We start from the raw sequence: 23045 nt of genomic DNA, 5'->3' as shown, positions 1-23045 counted from the left end.
CCACGCTCATCTCGCGCGCGGAAATCGCCCGGACGCAGGCCGTGACGCCGGAACTTGTCGTAGAGGGTCTTGCGGGGAATCCGCAGGGCGTCGGTCATGGCGACGATGTCGCCCGCGTGTGCGGTTCAAATCCCCGGCCTCAGCCCAGAGATTCCTCACCACCCACGCAGCGAGCTACACCCGCTTCAACATCCAACGTCATCTGATCAGCAGACCCACACTTCGCCGCTTTCGCGCCGATGCTGATGCCGCATGGGCGATGGCTGTCGCCTGAAGAGCGGCGGTAGGGGGCTTTTCGACTTCGCCCGGTTAACCTGTCAACGCCGAGACCACACCAATGCTTGCGGTCTCACGGGACCTTTGAGGACATCCGCAAGGCTTCGGCCTCGGCCCGGATCCGGATCGCGAGGATGGCCGCATTGAGAATCGAGAGGATCGCCGCGAATGCGTTCAGGCCAAAGGCGAGAGGCAGCACCGCGATTTCGGCCGCTACAACGATGTAGTTCGGGTGCGACACGAACCGGTAGGGACCGCGCCGCACCAAGGGCTCGTCTGGCACTGTTATGATCCGTGTCGTCCAGCGCGCGCCCAGCGAGGCAATGACCCAGACACGGCCAAGCTGGAGCACAATAAAAAGTCCCATCCAGATCCAATTCACAGGTCGATCCCATGCCAGAATAAAGAGGCCGATAAGCCAGGCCGCATGTAATGCCACGATGAGGGGATAGTGGGCGGCCCCGGTTTCCACCCCGCCGTGCGCCATCAGGCGGGCGGTATTCCTGCGCGCGAGAACCAGCTCGCCCAGCCGCTGGGCCGTGACCAGCGCGAGGATGACGATCGAGGTGATCATGCGGGGCGGCGCAGCGTCACTGTGCTGGCCGTAAAGCCGGGTCCGAGGGCAGTGACGACCGAGCGCTGCGGAAGGCCGGCGTGGCGGGCGCGGTCGAGAACATAAAGTACGGTGGGCGCGGACATGTTGCCGTGGTCGGCCAGGACGGTCCGTTCATGGTCCAGTGCTCCGTGATCCATGGACAGGGCAGCCTCCATCGCGTCGATCACCTTCATGCCCCCGGGATGGCAGATGAAACGGTCGATGGCCTCGACCCGGTCTCCGTGTCGGGCGAGCATCAGGTCCATGGCGGGCCGGAGATGCTCACGGGCGAAGGGGGGAATGGCGCGGGCAAAAATAACACCGAGACCGTCGGGCTCGACCCGCCAGCCCATGATGTCGAGCGTATCCGGCCAGGTGTGTTCCGCGATGGCCTCGACATGGGCGAAACCGCCATCGCCACAGCGCAGGATGCAGGCCGCCGCGCCATCACCGAACAGGGCGGTGGCAACGATGTCGGCCTTGGTCAGGTCTTCCATCCGGAACGACAACGTGCAGACATCGACCGCGACCAGCAGGACGACGGCCCCCGGGCTGGCCCGGGCCATACGGCTTGCGATCGCCAGCCCGGTCGCGCCCCCGGCGCAGCCGAGGCCAAAGAGCGGGATGCGCGCGGCGTCCGGACGAAACCCCAGACGCGCCATGGCACGGGCCTCGAGGCTGGGGGTCGCAATACCGGTGGAAGAGACGGTGATAATGATGTCGACCTCGGGACCGGTAAGCCCAGCATTTCCCAGCGCGATGGCGGCCGCTCTGCTGAACAGGTCGACAGCGCCAGTCACATAGGCGTCGGTCCGCTCCGGCCAGGTCCGCGGGGTCATGTACCATTCGATCGGCATGACCGACTGCCGATGCCGAATGCCCGCGGTGTCGAAAACCTTGGCCATCCGGTCAAACTGCGGAAACCGGTCCTGGAAAAGTTGCCGGGCCACTGCGGCGACCTGGGTCTGTGGCATGTCGTGTGGGGCGTCGGCGGTCCCGATGGACAGCAGGGCAACGGGCGCGGGCATGGGCGACTCCGACCGCTGAACCGGCCTCCGGCTGGAAGTCGACGCCAAGCGGCAGCTTTCTCAAACAACAACCGTGTGTCGCAGTTCCCATCGGAGGTCGAGCGTGACCTTATCGCGCAGGGGGCGAGGCATGTGCGCCTCGCGCCGTCTCCATTCGATTGTCCGGAGGTCTCGATGTCGGCCAGCCTCACGCCCGTACCTGCGCACAACCCCATCCGCCTGTGGACGGGTTTCATCGTCATGTGCCTGGGCATGTTCATGGCCATCCTGGACATTCAGGTCGTCGCCACGTCCCTGCCGACGATCCAGGCTGCGATCGGCGTCGCTCCAGACAAGATGAGCTGGGTCCAGACGGCCTATCTGATCGCCGAGGTCATCGCGATTCCCCTGACCGGGTTTCTTACCCGAGCCTTGACCATGCGCTGGCTGTTCGTGGGCGCGATCTGTCTCTTCAGCCTGGCCTCGCTGGGGTGCGCGCTCAGCCAGGATTTCAACACCCTGATTTTCTGGCGGGTGGTGCAGGGGTTTTCCGGCGGAACCCTGATCCCCGGGGTGTTCGCCGCCGTTTTTCTGCTTTTTCCGGAGGAGCGCCAGGGCATCGCCACGATGATCGCGGGCGTGTTGGCGGTGCTGGCGCCGACGGTGGGTCCGATCGTCGGTGGCTGGATCACCGAGACCTATTCCTGGCACTGGCTGTTCCTGATAAATCTGGCGCCCGGAGTCGTCTGCGCCCTTCTGGCCGTGTGGCTGCTGCCCCGCGAGCGCGCGAATCCCGGTGCGGTCCGGCGGCTGGATCTGGTATCGCTGATTCTGATGGCCTTAGCCCTCGCAGCGCTGGAGATCGCGCTGAAGGAGGCCCCGCAGCGCGGCTGGGCCTCGCCGCTGGTGATCGGACTGGCCGCGGTGACACTTGCCTCCGGCGTGGCCTTCGTGCGCCGGAGCCTCGTGGCCGTCCCGCCGGTGGTGCAGCTGAGGACGCTGTCGAACCGCAGCTTCGCAATTGGCTGTGTGCTCAGTTTCGTGCTGGGCATCGGCCTGTTCGGATCCGTATATCTGATGCCGGTGTTCCTCGCCTTCGTGCGTGGTCACGGGCCGCTGGCTATCGGATCGATCATGCTGGTTACCGGCTTGGCCCAACTTGCCACAGCGCCGGTTGCCGTGGTCATGGAGCGCCGGCTGGACGCGCGGCTAATGACGGCCATGGGCTTTGCCCTGTTCGCGATCGGGCTGGGCCTGAGCGCCTTTCAGACCTCCGCTACCGATTTCGATGAAATGCTGTGGCCCCAGATTTTGCGCGGCGTGGCGATCATGCTGTGTCTGTTGCCGCCCACGCGTCTCGCATTGGGCCATCTCCCGCCGTCCGAAGTGCCGGACGCCAGCGGCCTCTTCAACCTGATGCGCAATCTGGGCGGGGCGATCGGGTTGGCACTGATCGATACGGTCATTTACGGCCGCGCACCTGTGCTGGGACGCGAGATCGTCGCGCGGCTGCAGGCCGGCGACGTGCCGACGGCGGAGGCTCTCGGCATCCCCGTCGCCCTGTTCGTCGCCCGGATCGGGCAACCGATTGATCCGGCGACGATTCAGACTCTGACCCCTCTGGTGGAGAAACTGGCGCTGGTTCGCGCCATCAACGAAGCGTGGGGATTGATCGCGATTCTGACGCTATTGGCCTTGTGCACTGTTCCGTTCGCTAGCCGGGACCGATCTCAATCACCCGAGGGGCGATCTTCAGACGCCTAAGCAACGGCCGTAGCTCAATGTTCCGGGTGTGCTGTCACTTTGCGAATTTGTCTCCACTGGACGCAGTGTAAGCCGCTGCCGATGCCGCTGGGGCGGCTACCGTTGCCTGATCGAGTCCCCGGGGTAGGGGCTTCTCAACCGACGGGGGTTTCCCTGACAGCGCCTTCGACTTGGCGACGTAACCTGTCAGGCCCGTTTTGGGGTGGTCAACAAGTCGCCGCAACGCTGCCCTCTTGCAAGTCGTGGTAACCGGTGTCTTCTTTCGCCCGTCTGCGACGGCAGGCGGATACCGCCTGCCATGTCACCGCTGCGAGGCCCGTCGTGATCAAGCCGCTTCACCTCCACCCCGACCGGCTGTTTCCATCGGACGCTGATACGCGCGCGGTCGCTCGCAGGCTGCACGCGGAAGTCCGGGACCTGCCGATCATCAGCCCGCATGGCCATACGGATCCATCGTGGTTCGCCGGCGATGCGCCCTTCGCCAACCCCGCCGAGCTGCTGATCACCCCGGACCACTATGTCTTTCGCATGCTCTTCAGCCAGGGCGTGCCGATGGAGGATCTGGGCGTGCCGTGCGTCGACGGCGGCACCATAGAGACGGACCCCCGCAAGATCTGGCGTCGGTTCGCCGAGCGGTACCACCTGTTCCACGGCACCCCGTCCCGTATCTGGCACGACTGGGTCTATGCCGAGGTTTTCGGCATCGAGGTTCGGCTCTCCACGGAGACGGCGGACCACTATTACGACGTCATCGACGCCGCGCTGAAGACCGAACTGTTCCGTCCGCGCGCGTTGTTCGAGCGTCACAATATCGAGGTTCTGACGACGACCGAGAGCCCGATCGATACCCTCGAACACCATCAGGCGATCCGCGCCTCCGGCTGGAAGGGTCGGGTGCTGACCGCGTTCCGGCCTGACCCGGTGCTCGATCCGGACTACGAGGGCTTTCATGCCAACCTCGCAGTCCTGGCCGATCTGACCGGGCGCGACACCCCGAGCTGGTCCGGTTATCTCGACGCGCTGCGCGACCGGCGGGCGGTCTTCGCCGCGTTGGGCGCGACCTCGACAGACCACGGCCACCCGACAGCGTTCACTGCAGACCTGCCTGCCGTCGAGGCAGCAGCTCTGTTCAAACGTGTCTCGACCGGTCCGGTGACTGCGAGCGACGCCGAGCTGTTCCGAGGCCAGATGCTGACCGAGATGGCGGCGATGAGCGTGGACGACGGCCTCGTCATGCAGCTGCACCCCGGCAGTTTCCGTAACCACAACGCCGCTGTGTTCCGGCATTTCGGCCGCGACAAGGGGGCGGACATTCCGACGCGTACCGACTACGTCCGCGCGCTGAAGCCTCTGCTCGATCGCTTCGGCTCGGACCCGCGCCTGTCGCTGATTGTCTTCACCCTGGACGAGACGACCTACAGCCGCGAGCTGGCCCCCCTGGCGGGTCACTATCCGGCGTTGAAACTCGGGCCCAGCTGGTGGTTCCACGACAGTCCGGAAGGCATGCGTCGGTTCCGCGAACAGGTGACCGAGACTGCCGGCTTCTACAACACTGTCGGCTTCAACGACGACACCCGTGCCTTCCTGTCCATTCCTGCCCGGCACGACGTCGCGCGGCGGATGGACTGCGGTTTCCTGGCCAGGCTGGTGGTCGAGCACCGGCTCGAGGAGGACGAGGCTCATGACCTCGCGCGGGCGCTGACCTATGATCTGGTGAAGGCGGCCTACAAGCTATGACAGGGCCGCGGCTCGGTTACCGGGCGCTAGCGGCGCTGCCTGCGCAGGTGGCGGTTCCGGGATATGACCGAAGCCAGGTTCGGACCGGCGTAGTGCATCTGGGCATCGGCGCCTTCCACCGGGCGCATCAGGCCGTCATTTTCGACGATGCCCTGAATGCAGGCGACCTGCGTTGGGGCGTGATTGGCGCCTCGCTGCGATCGCCGGACGTGCGCGATCAGCTGGTGCCGCAGGAGGGGCTCTACACCGTTGTGGTCGAGGACGGGACCCAAAGGTCTCTACGGATCGTCGGCGCCATTCAGGATGTTCTCGTCGCCGCCGACGATCCCGCTGCGCTTGTGGAAGTCATGGCGTCGCCCGAGGTTCACATTGTCACTCTGACAGTGACCGAGAAGGGCTATTGCCTGGATCCGGCATCCGGAAGCCTGAAGCTTGACGACCCGGCCATCGCCGCCGATCTGTCAGATCTGTCGACGCCCGCCACCGCGCCTGGCTTCGTGACTGCGGCGCTGCGTCTGCGCCGCCGACGGGGCTTGGCGCCCTTCACTGTGATCTCGTGCGACAACCTTCCGCACAACGGCGCACGCATCCGCTCGGCTGTGCTCGAGATGGCGGGGCGGATCGATCCTGAACTCCATGACTGGATCGCGGCCGAGGGGGCCTTCCCCCAGACCATGATCGACCGGATCGTACCGGCCACGACACCCGCCGACATCGAGGGGCTGAGCGTCGAACTGGGCGTCGTCGACCTCGGCATGGTCAAGACCGAGCCCTTCACTCAATGGATCATTGAGGATCGCTTCGCCGGAGAGCGGCCAGACTTCGCCCGGTTCAGGGTGCAGTTGACGGAGACCGTCGGCCCCTGGGAGGACGCAAAGCTGCGTCTGCTGAACGGGGCGCACTCCTCCCTCGCCTACCTCGGTGCACTCGCCGGACTGGACTACGTGCATCAGACGGTCGCCGTGCCCATCCTGAAAGCCTTCGTAGAGCGCCTATGGGACGAGGCCGAGACTACGCTCGAGCCGCCACCTGATCTCGATATCGCGAAATATCGGGCCGAGCTGATGGCGCGGTTCTCGTACGCGGCCCTGCGTCATCGAACCCGTCAGATCGCCATGGACGGGTCCCAGAAGTTGCCGCAGCGACTTCTTGCGACCGCCGCGGCGCGCCTTTCGGCCGGTCGGCCCATTCCCGCTCTCGCCCTGGCCATCGCGGCTTGGATGCGGTGGCAGGAGGGTCGCACGGAGGTGGGCGACGTCGTCGTTGTCGAGGACCCCCTTGCGACCGAGACGGCACGCCGTCTTGCCGGTGCGACCGATGACCGTGACAGGGTCGCCGCCCTGCTGGATCTGCAGGCGGTATTTCCGCCCTCGCTGTCCGCCGACCCCAGGTTTCGCAACGCTGTCCTCCAGGCGTTTCTCGACCTTCGTCGTCTCGGCGCCGTAGGAGCCGCGGGCTTGCCGATCGAGGAGCCTGCATGACGGTGCTGTCACCTTAAGGCGAATTTGTCTCCACTGAACGCAGCGTAAGCCGCTGATCGCGAGGCGGCTGAGGCGCCGTCGGCCAGCTCCATCGCGTCGCTGGCGCCTGGATGAGATGGTCTGTTCGATCGGCGGCAAGCGGATGTATCTCTGGCGGGCCGTCGACGACGAAGGCGAGGTCCTCGACCTCGTGGTCCGGCGCCGGCGGGACACAGAGGCTGCGTTGAAGCTGCTCAGGCGTCTCCTTCACAATCAGCCGGTCGAACCACAGGCGATCACAACCGACGGCCTCGCCTCATATGGCGCGGCTCTGGATGTCCTGGATCTCAGGCATCTGCACCGACCCGGCCGGCTTCGGGAGTACAATCGGGCCGAGAACGCACACCTGCCGATCCGAAGACGAGAACGGCAGCAGCAGCGGTTCAAATCCCAAGCTTCAGCCGAGAGGTTCCTCACCCCCCACGCGGCGATCTACACCACCTTCAACATCCAGCGGGATCTGAGATGTGGCGACGACCTGGGCGGCCGCGGTTGCCTGAGTTCGGCAGGGCAGGGCGGCTTTCGACTTGCTGCGGCTAACCTGACAAGCCCCTTCCTGAGCCCAGGGTCAGAACCAGTGTCGGATCGTCCGTCGCCAAAGCAGGCGCATGCGGCGGTCGCCGGAGCAGACAGTCTGCTGCGGCCATTGCCGTCACCATCGACGAGTCCTGATCGGACAGCGCCTCGACCTTGGGATGGCCTAGCGGGTCGCGGACGACGCGGGCGCGCATGTAGTGGTCCCGAGGCCCATTCGCGGGCATCGGCGCGGCGACTGGCAGGATTTGAAACGCCGGTTCCGATGCCCCGCCCTGAAGGGCGGCCAGAAGTGGCGTGAGAAACAGTTCCGCACAGACCAGTGCCGACACCGGATTGCCCGGCAGGCCCAGAATGGCCCGGCCGTCCGGCAGGGTGGCGAACCAGACCGGTTTGCCCGGGCGCATGGAGCAGCCCTCGACCAGAAGTATCGCCCCCCTTGATCGGGCGGCTGGCTTCAGCAGGTCGTGATCGCCGACCGAGGCCCCGCCGATGGTGACGATCAGGTCCGCTTCGGTTGTCGCCAGCATCGCCGCGATCCCCGCGAGCGTGTCTCCCACGAGGGGCAGGCGGCGGACCTCCGCTCCCGCGCGCCGGGCGACCAGGGCCACGCCCGGACCCGCCGCGTCGTTGATCTGGTGCGGTCCGGGAGCGCTGCCGGGTTCCACCACCTCGTCGCCACAGGCCAGTATGGCCACGCTGGGACGGCGCGCGCAGGTCAGGTCGGGCCGACCGGCTGAGGCGGCCAACGCGACCCGCCAGGGGTTGAGCGTCTGGCCCGCCTGCAGCAGCTCGGCCCCCGCAGCATAGTCGGATCCGCGCGGGCGAACCCAGACCGGTGAGTCCGGGGCGCTCCGGACCGTCAGGCGGTCGCCGTCCCGGGTCGCTTCTTCCTGGATCACCACACGGTCCGCGCCGGGCGGCAGCGGTGCACCGGTGAAGATGCGGACGGCCTCGCCTGGACCCAACGGCCCGGCCCGGCCCCGTCCGGCGAGGCTTTCCCCGACAATAGTCAGCGACGCGATTCCGAGGTCCGCTGTCCGTACCGCCCAGCCGTCCATGGCCGAGGCGTCGAAGGGGGGCTGATCACGCGTCGCAGTCACCGGTTCGGCCAGCCAGCGGCCGTCGGCCTCGATCAGCGGCACCCGCTCTGGAGGCAGCGCCCTGACCGACGCCAGCATGGCCGCGCGGGCGGCTGCGACCGTGGGAAGGCTCATGCCTGGGTCCAGTCGCCGGATGTGCCGCCGGACTTGGCTACCAGCCGGACCGCCTCAATCGTCATGCCGCGATCGACGGCCTTGAGCATGTCGTACAACGTGAGCAAGGCGACCGTCGTGGCCGTCATGGCCTCCATCTCGACCCCCGTGCGCCCGGTCGTGCGGGTGGTGGCCGAGACCGACAGGCCCGATCCGTCTGGACTGGCCTCGACCGTCACGACGACGGCATCCAGCGGCAAAGGATGGCACAGGGGGATCAGGTCGGCGGTTCGTTTGGCCCCCATGACGCCCGCGATCTCGGCAACCGCGCGCACGTCACCCTTTTTTGCGGCTCCCGACAGGGCCAGCGCCAGGGTGGCGGGCTCCATGATGATCCGGCCCTCGGCTCGCGCCTCGCGGGCGGTCACGGCCTTGGCCGACACGTCGACCATGCGGGCGCGGCCGTCGGCGTCGATATGGGTGAGGCCTGTCGTATCGCCAGCCATCAGACCTCCAGCAGCCGGGGCATCAGTTCAACCAGGTTGCAGGGGCGGTGGCGGCTGTCGAGTTGCCAGCGGATGACCTTGTCCCACCCGTCGCGCACCGCCCCGTTGGAGCCGGGCAGGCAAAAGACGAAGACCCCGTCGATGATCCCCGCCGTCGCGCGCGACTGCAGCGTGGACAGGCCGATGGTCTGATAGCTGACGGTGTGGAAGATCACCGAGAAGCCGTCGATCCGCTTGTCGAACAGCGGCTCCAGCGCCTCGGGTGTCACGTCGCGGCCGGTCAGGCCGGTGCCGCCGGTGGTCAGGATCGCGTCGACGGTCCCTGTCGCGATCCAGCGCCTGACCTGAGCCCGGATGGCGTCCACGGCGTCGGGGACGATGGCTCTTTCGACGCAGACATGGCCAGCCCCCTCGATCCTTGCCGCCAGGATCGCGCCGGAGGTGTCGCTGTCGTGATCGCGGGTGTCCGAAATGGTCAGGACGGCGATGCGCACCGGCGTCACGCCCTGATCGAGCAGCAGCCGGCCGCCGGGCGCGGGCAGGGTGTCAGAAGACTGGGTGTCGGTCATTCGGCAGGCTCCAGTTCGGTCCATCGGGCAGCGTCGGCCCGGTCTGACGGGCGAGGCTCGATCCAGCGACGGCCGTCCGGGCCGTCCTCGCGCTTCCACAGGGGCGCACGGGTTTTGAGCTGGTCCATCAGAAAGTCGGCCGCCTCGAAGGCGGCGCGACGATGCGCGGCCGCCACGGCGACGAAGACGATGGGCTGGCCTACCCCGACCTCGCCCCATCGGTGGACCGCCAGCATGTCGATGATATCGAAGCGCGCGCGGGTCTCCGTCTCCAGTTCGGTCATGACCGCCTCCGTAAAGCCGGGCCATGCGTCGAGGGTCAGGGTCGTCACTGGCTGGCCCTCTGTTGCCGCCCGGCACAGGCCCGTGAAACTGACTACCGCCCCTACGTCCGTACGGTCGCGGCAGAAGCCGTCAAGCAACGCTGCAGGATCAATCGGCCGGGCCTCCAGTCGGACCATGCTCAACCCCCGCTGACCAGCGGGGCAAAGGCCACCTCGTCGTCGGTTCCGACAGGATGATCGCCGCGCACCACCACCTGGTTCAGCACCGTCATCACGCCCGGGCGCGCCAGCCGCTCCGCCAGCCGCTCGTCTCCGGCCAGATGACGGCGCAGGGCCTCGATCGTGTCGCCTTCGATGTGTCGCTCGCGCCAGCCGGCGGCATCGGCCAAGGCCCCGAACAGAAGGACACGCGCCACGCTCAGCCTCCCGTCACGGACATGGACCGACGCACGGCGGGGGCCTCGTCCAGACCGATGCGGAAGTCGTGCGCTTTCGGCTTCCTCGCAACAGCGGCGCGGATGGCCTCGGCCACCGGCCCGTCGTCCGTGTGAGCGCGCAGGGTTTCGCGCAGTTCGGCGTGGTCGTCCTGACCGAGGCAAAGGAACAGCGTCCCGGTGCACGTCACCCGCACCCTGTTACAGTCGCCGCAAAACGTCTGCGTCAGGGGCGTGATGAATCCGACGGTCCCGCCGGTCTGTTCGACGCGGGCGTAACGGGCTGGTCCGCCGGTACGCCGGACCAGCGGCGTCAGGGTCCAGCGAGTCTCAAGGTCTCGGCGCACGTCGCTCAGCGACAGGAACTGGCCCGTCCGGTCGGCCTCGATCTCGCCCAGCGGCATGGTCTCGATCAGGGTGATTTCCATACCCAGACCGTGCGCCCATTCGATCATCGCCGGCAGATCGGTGCAGTTGTCCTGTCTTAGCGCGACGGTGTTGATCTTGATCGCGATCCCGGCGGCGCGGGCCGCCGCGAGCCCTTCGAGTACCTGCGCCAGGTCCCCGCCACGGGTGACCCGCCGATAGGAGGCAGGGTCGAGGGTATCCAGCGAGACATTGATCCTGCGCACCCCGTGGCCCGCCAGAGCATCGGCGTGTTCGGCCAGACGCGTGCCATTCGTGGTCAGGGTCAGCTCGTCCAGCGCCCCGGAAGCCAGATGCCGCGAAAGGCGCGCGACAAGGTCGATAAACCCCTTCCGCATCAGAGGTTCTCCGCCGGTCAGACGCAGCCTGCGGGTGCCGAGGCCGACGAAGACCGAGCACAGCCGGTCCAGCTCCTCGAGGCTCAGCAGTTCGGCGCGCGGCAGAAAAGTTTGCCGCTCGGCCATGCAATAGGTGCAGCGCAGATCGCACCGGTCGGTGACCGAGACACGGACATAGTCGATCGTCCGGCCGAACGGGTCGACCATCGGCGTTGCGACGCGGCTGGACGCGGGCAGGACCGTCATGCTCAAATCAGCATAACGAAGCCTGCGGCGGAGCAAAGTCATTTCTGGACCGATGATCGGACGGCGCGGCATGCTGGCCATCACGATGGCCCTCGTTTCCGGCTGTCGCCCCGCGGCGCCTGCGCCGCTCACCCTGTTCGCGGCCGCCTCGCTGACCGACGCTGTGACCGAACTGGCTGCGAAGTTTCAGGCTGAGGGGAGGGGGGCCTTGCGGACCGTGTTCGCCGGCAGCGGGGAGCTGGCGCGTCAGCTGCTGGCGGGAGCGCCCGCCGACCTTGTTGTACTGGCCGATGACCTTTGGATGGGCCGACTGGCGCGGGAGGGGGCGATCCGGGCCGCCAGCCAGGTGACCCTGCTGACCAACAGTCTGGTCGTCATCGCGCCGTCCGATCGCCCGGTCGCGCCCTTCTCCTGGGACGGACGGGTCGCCATAGGCGATCCGGAGAGCGTGCCCGCGGGGCGCTATGCCCGCGAGATGCTCCAGCGGTCAGGCGTCTGGGATACCGTGTCGGCCAATCTGATCCTCGCGGGGGACGTCAGGGCCGTGCGCGCATTCGTGGCCAGGGGCGAGGTCGACCTGGGGATCGTCTATCGCAGCGACACGCTGGGTTTCGATGCCGCGCGCGTCGTCAACGTGCCTGTGGCGGCGGTTCAGCCTGACATCGCCTATCCGGCCGCCCTGACGGCGACGGCGGCGAGAGAGGCCGGAACCTTGATGGCTTTTCTTCGGTCGGAGGCGGCGGGGGTGCTGTTCACCCGCCATGGATTCGGACCGGGGCGATGACGTCGACGCGGCTGTGGTTCCAGGTCCGGATCGGCGAAGGCCGGCTCGGTCCCGGCAAGGCGGAGCTTCTGGCCCATATCCGTGAGTCGGGCTCGCTCAGCGAGGCCGCGCGGCGGATGGGTATGTCCTATCGCCGGGCATGGACCCTGATGGAGGCGATCAACGGTTTGACCGGGAGACCGGCTTTAGCGACCGTGCGGGGCGGGGCCCGGGGCGGCGGATCGCGGCTTACCGAGCACGGCGAAATCTTGCTGGCGGCCTATGAGACGCTTCGTGCCGAGCTGGAGACGGCGGCGGCGCCGACCCTTGCGCGGCTGGCGGCGCTGGATGGCGCCGATGGGTGACCTGTTCGGGCCTTTGACCGCGTTCGAAATCGAGGCGCTGGCGCTGTCGTTGAGGGTCGGAGCGGTGGCCACGATCGCGACCCTGCCGGTGGCGACGGGGCTGGCGCTGCTGCTGGCGCGGGGCACGTTTCCCGGCCGGTGGATGGTGGAGGCGCTGGTCAACCTGCCGCTGGTGTTGCCGCCGGTGGTCACCGGGTTGGGGCTGCTGCTGCTGTTCGGGGCGCGCGGACCGGTCGGCCGCTGGCTGTCGGAGACTTTCGGGATCAGCCTGTCGTTCAGCTGGACCGGGGCGGCGCTGGCGGCGGCGGTCATGGCCCTGCCGCTGATGGTGCGCCCCATCCGGCAGGCGATCGAGGGCATCGACCGGGGCGTGGAACAGGCCGCGGCGACGCTGGGGGCCCCACCCCACTGGGTGCTGGCCACGGTCACTCTGCCGCTGGCGCTGCCGGGGCTGATCGCGGGGGGACTGCTGGGTTTCGCGCGCGCGTTCGGAGAGTTTGGGGCCACGGTCACCTTCGTCGGGGCCATCCCCGGCGAGACGCGCACCCTCCCGGTCGCCATCTATGCCGCGCTGCAGCGGGTGGATGGCGAGACGACGGCATTGCGGCTGGCGCTTCTGTCGGTCGTCGTCTGTGTGGCCGCCCTGCTGGCGACGGAATGGGTCAATCGTCGATTGTTGCGACGGAGCGCGGTGCTTTGACCATACGGTGCGAGATCGTCGCGTCGCGGGGCGATTTTCGCATCGAGGCGCGATTCGATAGCGCCGCGCGGATCGTGGCGGTGGAAGGCGCGTCAGGGGCCGGAAAGACTACCCTGCTGCACGCCATCGCCGGACTGATTCCGGTCGAGACCGGCCGGTTGGTGGTCGACGGCGAGACCATTCTGGACGCCGCATCGGGCCGGACGCCGGCTCCCCATCGGCGCAGGATCGGTTACGTGTTTCAGGACGCACGCCTGTTTCCGCATCTGACCGTGGCGGCCAATATCGACTACGGGCGGCGCTTTTCCGGGCGTCCGATCGAGATCGCTCCGATCCTGCGTCTGCTGGGGCTCGAACCGCTTCTGGGGCGATGGACCCGCAACCTGTCAGGCGGAGAGGTGCGGCGGGTGGCGATCGCCCGGGCCCTTGCGTCGGATCCGCGTCTGCTGTTGCTGGACGAGCCGTTCGCGGGTCTTGACGGGCCCCGGAGGGACGAACTGATCCCCTGGCTGGCCGCCCTGCGCGACGAGACGGCGCTTCCCATGCTGCTCGTCTCGCACGACCCGCGTGACGCCGACCGCCTGGCGGATGACCGGGTCGAGATGGTCGACGGCCGGATCGAGCGGCCGCTCAATCTAGCCCGCCTTCGGTAGCGACAAAGGGCCTGCTCTCCGCCCGTGCGCTGGCGGCCAGTTGGTCCTTGACCAGATGCCACCGGCTGAGGGCAGGCCGTGACCGGCGATCGGCGCCGCCTTTGCCGCCTGAAGTGGCCGCGCGTCATCCTCAAATCTGCCCGATCAGGCGACCGTGTAACTTTTCTGGCCGCAGGATCGAAACCGCCGGAAACGGCGGTTTGTGCGCCGGACGGGTTCATGAGACCGTCCGCCGGCCGTCGGGGGAGAACTGCATGACTGATCGTCCGTTCGATGAGGTCGGGGTCGAGGCTCCCGCCACGACGAGCCCGGGGCCTGCCGACCGGCCCCTGCCCGGCGGGCGCACCGACATCTGGCGCCATCCCGTGCTGGTCCGGATCAGCCACTGGCTGAACGTCGTGGCCGTCGTCGTGCTGCTCATGAGCGGGCTGAACATCCTGATGGCCCATCCGCATCTGGACTGGGGCATACGGACCACCTTCGCCGATCCGTGGCTGACTATCCCGACGGTTCCGAACTGGCTGATGATCCCGCAGGGCCGCAACCTGGCCGAAGCGCGGCACTGGCATTTCTTCTTCGCCTGGCTGTTCGTCATCAACGGCCTGATCTACCTCGCCTACGGCTTCATCACCCGCCGGTTCGGGCGCCGGCTCTGGCCGACCGGTATGGACCTGAAGGGTTTCTGGCGCTCCGTGAAGGAACACGCCCGGTTTCACTTCCCGAAGGATGAGGAAGCGCGGACCTATAACGTCATCCAGAAGCTGACCTATGTGACGATGATCCTGGTGATCCTCCCCATGATGCTGATCACGGGTCTGTCGATGTCGCCGGGCTTCAACGCGATCGGCGGCATCCTGCTGGAGATCATGGGCGGGCGGCAGTCTGCGCGGACGCTGCATTTCATCTCGGCAGGGTTGATCGTGGGCTTCATCGTCATCCACGTCGGGCTGGTGATCTGGACCGGATTCTACAACAACATGCGGGCGATGATCACAGGCTGGTTCGTGCTCGAGCCGACCGCTCCCGCTGATGGAGAACCGAAATGAGCGCGTCGGCGATGAACCGTCGGACCTGGCTGGGTCGGGCCCTGGCGACCGCAGGCGTCATGGCCCTGGCAGCTTGCGAACGCGGCGTTTCGTTCAGTGAGCGGCTTAAGGTGTCCGCCGAGGCGCTGACGCGCCGTTCCCAACGCCTGCTGATCCCGCGCGAGGCCCTGGCCCCCGAATACGACGTCACCGAGATCAGCCCCGACTTCAAGCCAAACGGCTCCATCTCCCCGGCGGCGGCGGATTATGTGGCCCTGCGGGACGCCGGGTTCGCCGACTACCGGCTGGAGATCGACGGACTGGTCGAACGGCCCCTGTCGCTGTCGCTGGCCGAGCTGCGAGCGCGCCCCGCACGGACCCAGATCACCAAACACGACTGTGTCGAGGGCTGGACCGCGATCGGGCAGTGGACCGGAGTGCGGCTGGAGACCCTGCTCGACGAGGCGGGGCTGAAGCCGCAGGCGAAATACGTCGTCTTCCACTGTTTCGACGCCCTGACCCAGACCGAGGAGGGGCCGCGCTATTACGAGAGCATCGACCTGGTCGATGCCCGTCACCCCCAGACCTTGCTGGCCTACGACATGAACGGTGAGGTTCTGGGCGTTCCGCACGGAGCGCCGCTGAGACTGCGGGTCGAGCGACAGTTGGGCTATAAACAGGCCAAATACATACGCCGGATCGAGGCGGTCGACAGCTTCGCAGACATCCAGGGCGGCAACGGGGGCTATTGGCCCGACCGCGGATACGAGTGGTACGCCGGGATCTGAGAAGCGCCAGAACAACGTCGGCCCATCTCCCCTGACGGTGGGCTCAGTCATCCGACGGTGCCGTTTTCGCACAGTGGGGCTTAGGCGCAAAGGGGGCAGAGGGAACGGCCGTCCGTCAGTGGGTAGGGGGCGTCCACTCAGGTACAGGGCAGCATTGACAACGCTGCGGCGGTGATCACGTCTTGACGCTCTTGGCTTACGGGCCGGTTTCACCGTGGTGTTGTCAGGGTAAGGTCCGAAGTGTCTACTCAAGCGCAATTCAGGGGCGGCAAGCGGACAAGAAAGCGAAGAAATTCAGCGGAGGCTGGCCGTGCAACAGACCCGAACAACTCGCCTGTTGGGCATAGCATTCAACTCACGGCGCCGATTGTGGCTTTAGCCTCTTAACACCTCCCCCCGTACCTGACAGCCTCAGCACTTGCGCGCCCGGATGGTGACCTGCCCCGAATCCTGATCGGGGATTTCAGGCCCGGGGCGTCTTGCTCACGGCCTTCAGCCAGAGAGGACCACCATGCCGTTGCCTGATCCGGATTCCCGTGAAGCGCCCCAGGCGGAGGACTGGGCCGGCGAGATGGGGGGCAGATGGCTGGCCAACATCGATCGCTTTGAATCGATGATCGCGCCCATCGGCGGAGCCTTGCTGGCCCGGGCCGGTTTTCAACCGGGCCAGCACGTCATCGACATCGGGTGCGGCGGGGGCGCGACCAGCCTGGCCATCGCCTCGACGGTCGGTGGGTCGGGAAGCGTGGTCGGGATCGACATCTCGCCCGATTTGATCGCAAAGGCGACCGAGCGAGGGGTTGCTGCCGGGGCGCCCAATGCCCGCTTCGAATGCGCCGATGCGTCGCTGTACCAGGCTGAAGCCTCCTTTGATCGCCTGTTCTCGCGGTTCGGGGGCATGTTTTTCCAGGAGCCCGGCCCGGCCTTCGCCAATCTGCAGCGATGTCTGAAGCCGGGGGGACGCATCGATCTGGCGGTCTGGGGCCCGCCGCGCGAAAATCCGTGGATGATGGAGGTGATGGGCGTGCTTCGGAGGCATGTCGATGTTCCGCCCGCCGTGCCGCGTGCGCCCGGTCCATTCGCGTTCGAGGACATCGACTATCTGAACGCGGTCCTGGCGGAGGGCGGATTTACCGCGACGGAGATCGTGGCCTGTTCCGGGCTTCAACCCCTCGGCGGCGCCGGGGCGACGTCGGAGGAGGCCGTCCGGTTCGTCCTCTCATCCCTTGCAGCCGGTCGCCTGCTGGAGGACCAGCCTCGGGCCGTGCAGGATCGCGCCGGGGACGATCTGCTGTCTCTCTTCACCGCTGAGTACAGGCCAGGTCGGGGTGTGATGATGACCGGCGCGGCCTGGCTTGTCACCGCGAGGGCCTGAGGGGTACGCGGTCATTGCGATTGCCGGCGCGCATCGGAAAAGCGGGCCCCGGGGTGGGAAGAGGTGACAGCGTGAGCAGCTTCTTTGATCGACAGGTCCTGCCGCGTCTGATCGGCTGTGCCTGCGGGGCGAAGCCCATCCGCAGGCAGCGGGCGAAGATCGTGCCCCGCGCGCGCGGACGCGTGCTGGAGCTCGGCATTGGCGGCGGGCTCAACCTGGCCTTCTACGATCCCGACCGGGTGGAGAGCGTCACGGGCGTCGATCCCTCTGAAGGCCTGCGGCGCCTGGCGGAGGCCGCCCCTCGACCCGCAGGCCTGACGGTCGAGATCGTCGCGGGACGGGCCGAGGCGCTGTCGTTCGACCGCCGGAGTTTCGACACGGTCGTCTGCACCTTCACGCTTTGCTCGGTCCAGACCCCGGCTGTTGTCCTGGCCGAGGCCCGCCGGGTGCTCAAGACGTCGGGAACCTTTCTGTACAGCGAACATGGCCTCTCACCCGATCCCGGGGTGCAGCGGTGGCAGCGGCGCATCGAGCCCTTCTGGCGCCCCCTGGCCGGTGGCTGTCACCTGACCCGTCCGGTAACCGCATCTATTGCAGCGGCGGGCCTCGTCATCGAGGCAGTCGAGACGATGTATCTGCCTGGGGCGCCCCGCGTGCTCGGCTGGTGTGAATGGGGCGAGGCCCGCCCGGGCTGAGGGTCGTTCGGCCACCGCCTCTCCGTCCGGCCGGCGGTGAGGCGGCGCCGGACGGGGCCCTTTCCCGGGGCAGGGCCCGCGGTGCGGCCGTGCAGCGAACTCTCAAAGTGTTCTTTCGTGAAATGGCGCTTGGGCGCAATGCTGCCTCCCGAAGCAGGCATGCGTGTCTACCCTCATCGCTCAACGCCAGATCAGCGGGACTGCCCTGCGGGCCGCCCTGCTCGACGCCGGGGAGGACGTCAGAGGCCTGGCGTCGCCCTGGCTCCAGGGGTCAGTGACGTCAAACCAGACAAGGCGGCTGATGCCCTCGATGGACATTTGGCAAAGGAGACTGAAGCGTTGAGAGTATGTGTGATCGGCGCAGGCATGGCGGGGATGGCCTGTGGGCAGGCCCTGCGTGACGTCGGCCATGCGGTGACATTGGTCGACAAGGGGCGCGGCGCAGGCGGGCGAATGGCCACCCGCCGCCTCGCCACGCCACTCGGCGAGGTCTCTTTCGATCACGGCGCGCAATATTTCACTGCTAGAGATGCGGACTTCCGCAATCAGGTCGAGGCATGGGCCAGCGCCGGTCATGTCTCGCGATGGACAGCCGTCGCGGAGGACGCACGGGTGGGGACGCCCGGCATGAACGCGCCCCTCAACGAGATGGCGACGGACCTGGATGTGATGTGGTCCGTCCCTGTTACTCAGATCTCGCGGACCTCCACCGGCTGGACGGTGTCAGCGGACAGTGGCCCCGTTTTGACCGTCGACGCGGTGGTCGTCGCCATTCCCGCCGAGCAGGCGGCGAATCTCCTGACCCCGATCGTTCCGGAGATGGCCGCGATGGCTCGCGGCGTCTCGAGTTCGCCGTGCTGGACCCTCATGATGGCCTTCGGCGACCGCCTTCCCGGAGATCTTGACTGGCTAAGGGGCGATGACGATTCGGCCTTGGGCTGGGCGGCGCGCAACAGCGCCAAGCCCGGTCGGGGTCCGATCGAGGCCTGGGTGGTCCAGGCTGGCGGCGAGTGGTCCGCGCGCCACCTGGACATGCCCAGAGACGAGGTCGAAGCGGGCCTGACCGACGCCCTGTCCCACAGGTTGGGCGCAGCGCTGCCTGCCCCGATCGCCTGTTCCTCGCACAGATGGCTTTACGCGCGCTCGGGGCGGGGCGGCCTTGATGCGCTCTGGGACGGCGATCTCAGGATTGGCGTCTGCGGCGACTGGTTGACCGGGCCCAGGGTTGAGGCCGCCTGGACGTCCGGGACGCGGCTGGCTGCGCAGATGACGGGCGATGCAGAGGTTGAGAGGCCGCGGCGGTGAGCCTCTATATATACTGGTTCCGGAATGATCTGAGGCTGACGGACAACCCGACCTTCCGGTCGGCCTGCGACGGCTCGTCCAGTCTGCTGCCCGTCTATGTGGTCTCGCCGGGCGAGACGGCCCCGACCGCTTGGGGTTTCGAGCGATGGGGTCCTTTGAAACGTCGTTTCCGGGACCAGGCGGTCGCGGGGCTGAAGCAGGCCTTGATCGACAGGGGATTGGATCTCGTCGTCATCGAGGGCGATCCGGTTGAGGCGCTTCCAGGCCTCGCTCAAGCGTTGAGCGCCGATCGCGTGGTTTGCGGGGCGGGGACGAGGGCCGTTAGCCACCCGGTCTGAGGCGGTCGGCAGACCCCCACTTCGCAGCTTCCGCGCCGAAACGGCGACCGCATGGGCGGCGGCTGCCTGAAGGGCGGCGGAGTAGGAGGCTTTTGACTTGGGGAAGCGAGCCTGACAGGCCCGGATTGCCGGGGAGCGTCTCTCGATCTCCGCCAGGAGCGAGCCGATCCCAATCCGGCCGTCAGGGCGGGAGAGATCGATGCCCTTGAGAGCGTCCAGAAGGCGGGCGGTGACGTCGTCCTGTTGCATGGCTTTCTCCCACTCCACCCGGATCGATTTCGCGGGGGAGGAGGGGGCGAGGCCAGAGAATGGTCTGCGTTTGTTTCGCCCATCAACAGCTCGACTGGTGTCACGCATTCTGTCACACGAATGGCATGGCTTGCCCATAAGGGCTTGTTTTTTATGTGTTTTGAGAAAATGGCGGAGACGGAAGGAGCGATATCAGTCAATTAAATAGCTAAAAATATTGCGCTTATAGCAGCAGCGAAAAACTCCCCCCACGTTTTCTCCCACGTATCTCACGCGTGTCCCATGTTTTGAGCGTGATCCCGTCCCCGCCTTAGTCGCAGACAGGCTCAAAGGTTGATCAGCTCGCGCGCGTGCGCGTCGCGCGCGGAAACTGCCTGAAACCCCGATCTACTTCGATCTAAAATAGATGGCCCCAGCGTCGCGTCATGTGGGCGTTCGCCACTCTCTCAAACCTGTCCGTCGCATTGATCAGGGCGTTGGTCAGCCGTTCCCGGTTCTGGCCACGGCGGGGTTTTTCGTGAAGCCGTTTCTCGCAACGGTCCATCCGCCGTCGAGTGCGATCAATCTCATCAAGCGACTGGGATGCGTATGTCAGCCGGTGCGCCTGACGGCAGGCGACCACACCACCGACCACCGGGAGCACCTGACACCGGCGCAGCGTCCGGGGACACAGGGCGTAATAGCGGAACCCGCCGAACAGCATGGGGACTGCCTCAAGCTCAACAGTCACCGTCCTGGCCTCGCCGTTGGTGCTGTAGGACAGGATCAGTCGCCGATCCTGCGGGTCCATGTCCACCGTGTATCCCAGGCTCCCGGACGGCGTGCCGCCACGGTTCCAGCTGAGGGTTCCCGTGGTCCGGCGGCCTTCCTTTAGTGCGCCCTGCTTTCGGAGGAAGCGAAGGTCGATCCGACAGGTGGCCTCTACGGCTCCACGGTTGCGGGTCCGGTATCGGCCCGATGAACTACCGCCCATGCGGGGACTCCCAGATTATCCGAACTCTATTGGCTAATTTGAATGTTTTTCAAAGGTCCACGCCTTGAGTTGGATAGCGCATAGCGGCTCCGCTACCCGAAAGCGGACGTCCTGGACGTCTCAGAAGGGTGGCGAACGGACCTTAAGACCAAACCGAGAAAACATCCCCGCCGGTCTCCAGTCGAGGTCGATCCACGTCGGTCACTGCGCCCGCGTTCAGGCTAAACGGCGACGCTGGATGAAGACCGCCGCACCCCCAGCCAGCATCAAGGCCAACAGGATCATCGCCCATTCCGACAGCGTGGGCACGGGGACCGGCGGTGGAGCCGCCGCCGCCGCGAAGAACTGGCCCATCGACCGTTGTCCACCTCCAACGTCGACTGTGGTGATTGGAGCCAGGGTCACCGCATTCAGCACACTGACAAAATTGCTGCCCTGATTGGTAACGTAGAGTTTGGTGCCATCGGGCGTCGCCGAGACCCCAATGGGGTCGGTTCCGACCGCTGTGGTCGCGGTGACCAGATTCGTCGCGGTGCTGATCATCGAGACCGAGTTGCTTCCGTGATTGGCGACATAGATCCGCGACCCGTCAGGAGACCGCGTGATGCCCCAGGGCGTGCTGCCGACGGACACGGTCGGCGGAACGCCACCCGAGGCCAGTGTAATGATCGAGACCGAGCTGGAGCTGAGGTTCGAGACGTAGGCCTTGGACCCGTCGGCGGAGAGGACAATCTGGCGGGGGCTTAACTCGGTCGCATAGGTCTGGACCAGGGTGTTCGTGGCGATGGTGCGAGCAGTAACGTTGTTGGCGAACCGATTGGCGATGTAAAGTGTCGCGCCGTCCGGACTTACCGCGACGCCCTCCGGTGTATTGTCAGCGGTGATTGTCCCCACGACAGTATTGGTTGCGGTATTAATGGCGGACACCGTGTTGTTACCGATATTGGCGACATACAATCGCGTGCCGTCTGGCGACAAAGCCAAGCCGAAAGGGGTTGATAAGCCCGGAATCGTCGTCACGACGGCGTTGGTGGCGGCATCCAGTACGGTGACCGAATTCCCACTGTAGTTGGTGACATAGACGCGCGTCGCCGTGGCCAGAACGCCGAAGGGAGCGCTGCCGACTGGGGTATTGCCCAGGATCTGGGTGTCGGTGGCGGTGTTGATCCGCGTCACGTCGTTTGCGACTCTTGCGATCCAGGCCGTCTGGGCAGACGCATGGCTCGAGACGAGCATAACAGCGGCGGCGGCGAGCGCGCCGAGGACAGATCGCAACATGGAAACCCCCGTTCACGAAGGCGAACGTTTCGGCTCCATGAGACCGACAGGAGCGGTTTGGATAACGACGGTCAAGCTATCGATCCCCGGAGAAGAACTTGGTGCTGAAAGGGAACCGCGGCAAAAATACCTTGTTAAGGCCCACCAAGCCGCGAATGGACCTGCCCACCGTCCGCAACGGGTCGGACCACGACATTGGCGTCAGGCCCGAAACCGGACATCCACTCCGTGTTCCGTAAGCGGACCTCCCTGACAGCGGTAATGGGTGGTGAGCAGAAATTACGACGGCCGTCCTCGTGACCCTCGACTTACCCCCGCGAGCCGCCGCACCAGTGGGTGCGGGTTCGATCGACTAACCCATCTCTAGTCAGTGATGCTCACTGCGAGCGATCCAAGCACATGCCGTTCGACAGGTCAGCAGGACGGGAAGACCATGCAGCTGAGATCATGCCTGCAATCTCGATGGCGAGAGGACAGATGATGACCCCTCAACAGACGGCGGACCACCTCAACAGTCATGGCCTTTCGACGCCCCGTGGAGCCTCGTGGACGCCCACCGCCATCCGTCGGGCCGGACGGCGAGGCGAGCCGGTCTAGGGCGTTCTAGAGGGCACCTAGCCCTTGGGAACCGACGATCTGCGAGCGCATTCTCGTCGTGCGTGACGGTCTTCCCAACCTGACGGTCCTAGTAAGCCGATTTGCTAGGGCCGTTCTTCTTTGCGGGTTTCGACTTTAGCAAAGTGCCCACGCGATAGATCGGCACCGGTGTGGGCGCGATCCTCGTGACAATCCATTCCAGCGGTCTCATTTGCACACTCCCGGCGTTAATATTCGCCTCGTCGGAGAAGTGGTCGAACCACGTTCGCGTGATTTTAGCCCGCCATCAGTAAAGGGCCGGGCAGCGGGCGGACTTTCCCCACGGGCTGTAGGTGCGTCCCTTTATCCTGATGATCTCGTCGCCGTAGCCGGATGAACCATCGCGCTTATGACCTAGGTGGTGTGGACAAAGTGTCTGATCCACAGTCGGATGGATGCGACGACGACGAAGCCGAGGAAGCTGTCGGCGGTCTTGTCGTATCGGGTAGCCAGTCGTCGGCTGTGTTTGA

23 protein-coding genes and 2 pseudogenes are annotated in these 23045 nt (G+C 66.3%); 14 read left to right on the top strand and 11 right to left on the bottom strand.

Features of this window, described 5'->3' with window-relative positions; translation table 11 throughout:
* Positions 1–349: 349 nt before the first annotated feature.
* Positions 350–850, bottom strand: a complete 501-nt coding sequence (locus tag ACP7A5_RS16735; protein ID WP_426042972.1) for an isoprenylcysteine carboxyl methyltransferase family protein — start codon at positions 848–850, stop codon at positions 350–352.
* Entirely contained in the window at positions 847–1899 is a 1053-nt protein-coding gene (locus tag ACP7A5_RS16730) for a type III polyketide synthase (RefSeq protein ID WP_426042971.1), read from the bottom strand. The genes ACP7A5_RS16735 and ACP7A5_RS16730 overlap by 4 nt, the downstream gene beginning before the upstream one ends.
* Positions 1900–2073: 174 nt before the next feature.
* Here ACP7A5_RS16730 and ACP7A5_RS16725 point away from each other — a divergent pair, with 174 nt between their 5' ends.
* The 4 genes and pseudogenes from ACP7A5_RS16725 to ACP7A5_RS16710 form a co-directional block, all read left to right on the top strand.
* Positions 2074–3642: a DHA2 family efflux MFS transporter permease subunit gene (locus ACP7A5_RS16725; protein ID WP_426042970.1), complete on the top strand. Its 1569-nt coding sequence runs from the start codon at positions 2074–2076 to the stop codon at positions 3640–3642.
* A 321-nt stretch (positions 3643–3963) separates the two neighbouring features.
* Positions 3964–5379, top strand: coding sequence for a glucuronate isomerase (uxaC, locus tag ACP7A5_RS16720; RefSeq protein ID WP_426042969.1), 1416 nt, complete (start codon positions 3964–3966; stop codon positions 5377–5379).
* Between the two features lie 92 nt (positions 5380–5471).
* Complete coding sequence (locus ACP7A5_RS16715; RefSeq protein WP_426042968.1) at positions 5472–6860, top strand: mannitol dehydrogenase family protein; 1389 nt, start codon at positions 5472–5474, stop codon at positions 6858–6860.
* 49 nt (positions 6861–6909) lie between these two features.
* Positions 6910–7362, top strand: a pseudogene (locus ACP7A5_RS16710) (IS6 family transposase); the annotation flags it as partial.
* A gap of 73 nt (positions 7363–7435) precedes the next feature.
* Here ACP7A5_RS16710 and glp read toward each other — a convergent pair.
* Genes glp through moaA form a run of 6 tightly spaced genes read right to left on the bottom strand, consistent with a single transcriptional unit; the run spans position 7436 to position 11432 of the window.
* Positions 7436–8650 (bottom strand): gephyrin-like molybdotransferase Glp, encoded by a 1215-nt coding sequence (glp, locus tag ACP7A5_RS16705; RefSeq protein WP_426042967.1) that lies wholly within the window; start codon positions 8648–8650, stop codon positions 7436–7438.
* A complete protein-coding gene (gene moaC / locus ACP7A5_RS16700; protein WP_426042966.1) occupies positions 8647–9135 on the bottom strand; it encodes a cyclic pyranopterin monophosphate synthase MoaC in 489 nt (162 codons plus the stop codon). Before moaC ends, glp begins: the two co-directional genes overlap by 4 nt.
* Positions 9135–9704, bottom strand: a complete 570-nt coding sequence (gene moaB, locus ACP7A5_RS16695) for a molybdenum cofactor biosynthesis protein B (protein ID WP_426042965.1) — start codon at positions 9702–9704, stop codon at positions 9135–9137. The genes moaC and moaB overlap by 1 nt, the downstream gene beginning before the upstream one ends.
* The gene (locus ACP7A5_RS16690; RefSeq protein WP_426042964.1) at positions 9701–10165 is read right to left on the bottom strand and encodes a molybdenum cofactor biosynthesis protein MoaE; all 465 of its coding nucleotides are present in this window, start codon (positions 10163–10165) and stop codon (positions 9701–9703) included. The genes moaB and ACP7A5_RS16690 overlap by 4 nt, the downstream gene beginning before the upstream one ends.
* Before the next feature lie 2 nt (positions 10166–10167).
* Entirely contained in the window at positions 10168–10404 is a 237-nt protein-coding gene (locus ACP7A5_RS16685) for a MoaD/ThiS family protein (RefSeq protein WP_426042963.1), read from the bottom strand.
* Positions 10405–10406: 2 nt separating this feature from the next.
* Entirely contained in the window at positions 10407–11432 is a 1026-nt protein-coding gene (gene moaA, locus ACP7A5_RS16680) for a GTP 3',8-cyclase MoaA (protein WP_426042962.1), read from the bottom strand.
* A gap of 70 nt (positions 11433–11502) precedes the next feature.
* Between moaA and modA the strand changes: the two genes are divergently transcribed.
* From modA to ACP7A5_RS16630, 10 genes are all read left to right on the top strand, one after another.
* Positions 11503–12216: a molybdate ABC transporter substrate-binding protein gene (modA, locus tag ACP7A5_RS16675; RefSeq protein ID WP_426042961.1), complete on the top strand. Its 714-nt coding sequence runs from the start codon at positions 11503–11505 to the stop codon at positions 12214–12216.
* Positions 12213–12560, top strand: coding sequence for a winged helix-turn-helix domain-containing protein (locus ACP7A5_RS16670; RefSeq protein WP_426042960.1), 348 nt, complete (start codon positions 12213–12215; stop codon positions 12558–12560). The genes modA and ACP7A5_RS16670 overlap by 4 nt, the downstream gene beginning before the upstream one ends.
* On the top strand, positions 12553–13260 hold the full coding sequence (modB, locus tag ACP7A5_RS16665) for a molybdate ABC transporter permease subunit (protein ID WP_426039881.1): 708 nt from the start codon (positions 12553–12555) through the stop codon (positions 13258–13260). The genes ACP7A5_RS16670 and modB overlap by 8 nt, the downstream gene beginning before the upstream one ends.
* A complete protein-coding gene (locus tag ACP7A5_RS16660) occupies positions 13257–13913 on the top strand; it encodes an ATP-binding cassette domain-containing protein (protein ID WP_426042959.1) in 657 nt (218 codons plus the stop codon). Before modB ends, ACP7A5_RS16660 begins: the two co-directional genes overlap by 4 nt.
* Positions 13914–14167: 254 nt before the next feature.
* Positions 14168–14959, top strand: a complete 792-nt coding sequence (locus ACP7A5_RS16655; RefSeq protein WP_426042958.1) for a cytochrome b/b6 domain-containing protein — start codon at positions 14168–14170, stop codon at positions 14957–14959.
* Positions 14956–15726 (top strand): molybdopterin-binding protein, encoded by a 771-nt coding sequence (locus ACP7A5_RS16650; protein WP_426042957.1) that lies wholly within the window; start codon positions 14956–14958, stop codon positions 15724–15726. The genes ACP7A5_RS16655 and ACP7A5_RS16650 overlap by 4 nt, the downstream gene beginning before the upstream one ends.
* Positions 15727–16237: 511 nt before the next feature.
* Entirely contained in the window at positions 16238–17101 is an 864-nt protein-coding gene (locus ACP7A5_RS16645; protein WP_426042956.1) for a class I SAM-dependent methyltransferase, read from the top strand.
* Between the two features lie 71 nt (positions 17102–17172).
* Entirely contained in the window at positions 17173–17796 is a 624-nt protein-coding gene (locus ACP7A5_RS16640; RefSeq protein ID WP_426042955.1) for a class I SAM-dependent methyltransferase, read from the top strand.
* Positions 17797–18147: 351 nt separating this feature from the next.
* Positions 18148–19101 carry an NAD(P)/FAD-dependent oxidoreductase gene (locus tag ACP7A5_RS16635; protein WP_426042954.1) on the top strand — a complete coding sequence of 318 codons (954 nt, stop codon included), beginning with the start codon at positions 18148–18150 and terminating at the stop codon, positions 19099–19101.
* Entirely contained in the window at positions 19098–19439 is a 342-nt protein-coding gene (locus tag ACP7A5_RS16630) for a deoxyribodipyrimidine photo-lyase (protein ID WP_426042953.1), read from the top strand. Before ACP7A5_RS16635 ends, ACP7A5_RS16630 begins: the two co-directional genes overlap by 4 nt.
* A gap of 646 nt (positions 19440–20085) precedes the next feature.
* Here ACP7A5_RS16630 and ACP7A5_RS16625 read toward each other — a convergent pair.
* From ACP7A5_RS16625 to ACP7A5_RS16615, 3 genes and pseudogenes are all read right to left on the bottom strand, one after another.
* Positions 20086–20484 (bottom strand): hypothetical protein, encoded by a 399-nt coding sequence (locus tag ACP7A5_RS16625; protein ID WP_426042952.1) that lies wholly within the window; start codon positions 20482–20484, stop codon positions 20086–20088.
* A gap of 393 nt (positions 20485–20877) precedes the next feature.
* Complete coding sequence (locus ACP7A5_RS16620) at positions 20878–21939, bottom strand: IPTL-CTERM sorting domain-containing protein (RefSeq protein ID WP_426042951.1); 1062 nt, start codon at positions 21937–21939, stop codon at positions 20878–20880.
* A 990-nt stretch (positions 21940–22929) separates the two neighbouring features.
* Positions 22930–23045 (bottom strand): annotated as a pseudogene (locus ACP7A5_RS16615) (IS5/IS1182 family transposase); the annotation flags it as partial.

This window comes from Brevundimonas sp. TWP2-3-4b1, assembly GCF_049897665.1.
Taxonomy (GTDB): domain Bacteria; phylum Pseudomonadota; class Alphaproteobacteria; order Caulobacterales; family Caulobacteraceae; genus Brevundimonas; species Brevundimonas subvibrioides_B.
The sequence above is the reverse complement of the archived record's forward strand: the minus strand, read 5'-3'. Positions and strand labels throughout refer to the sequence as shown.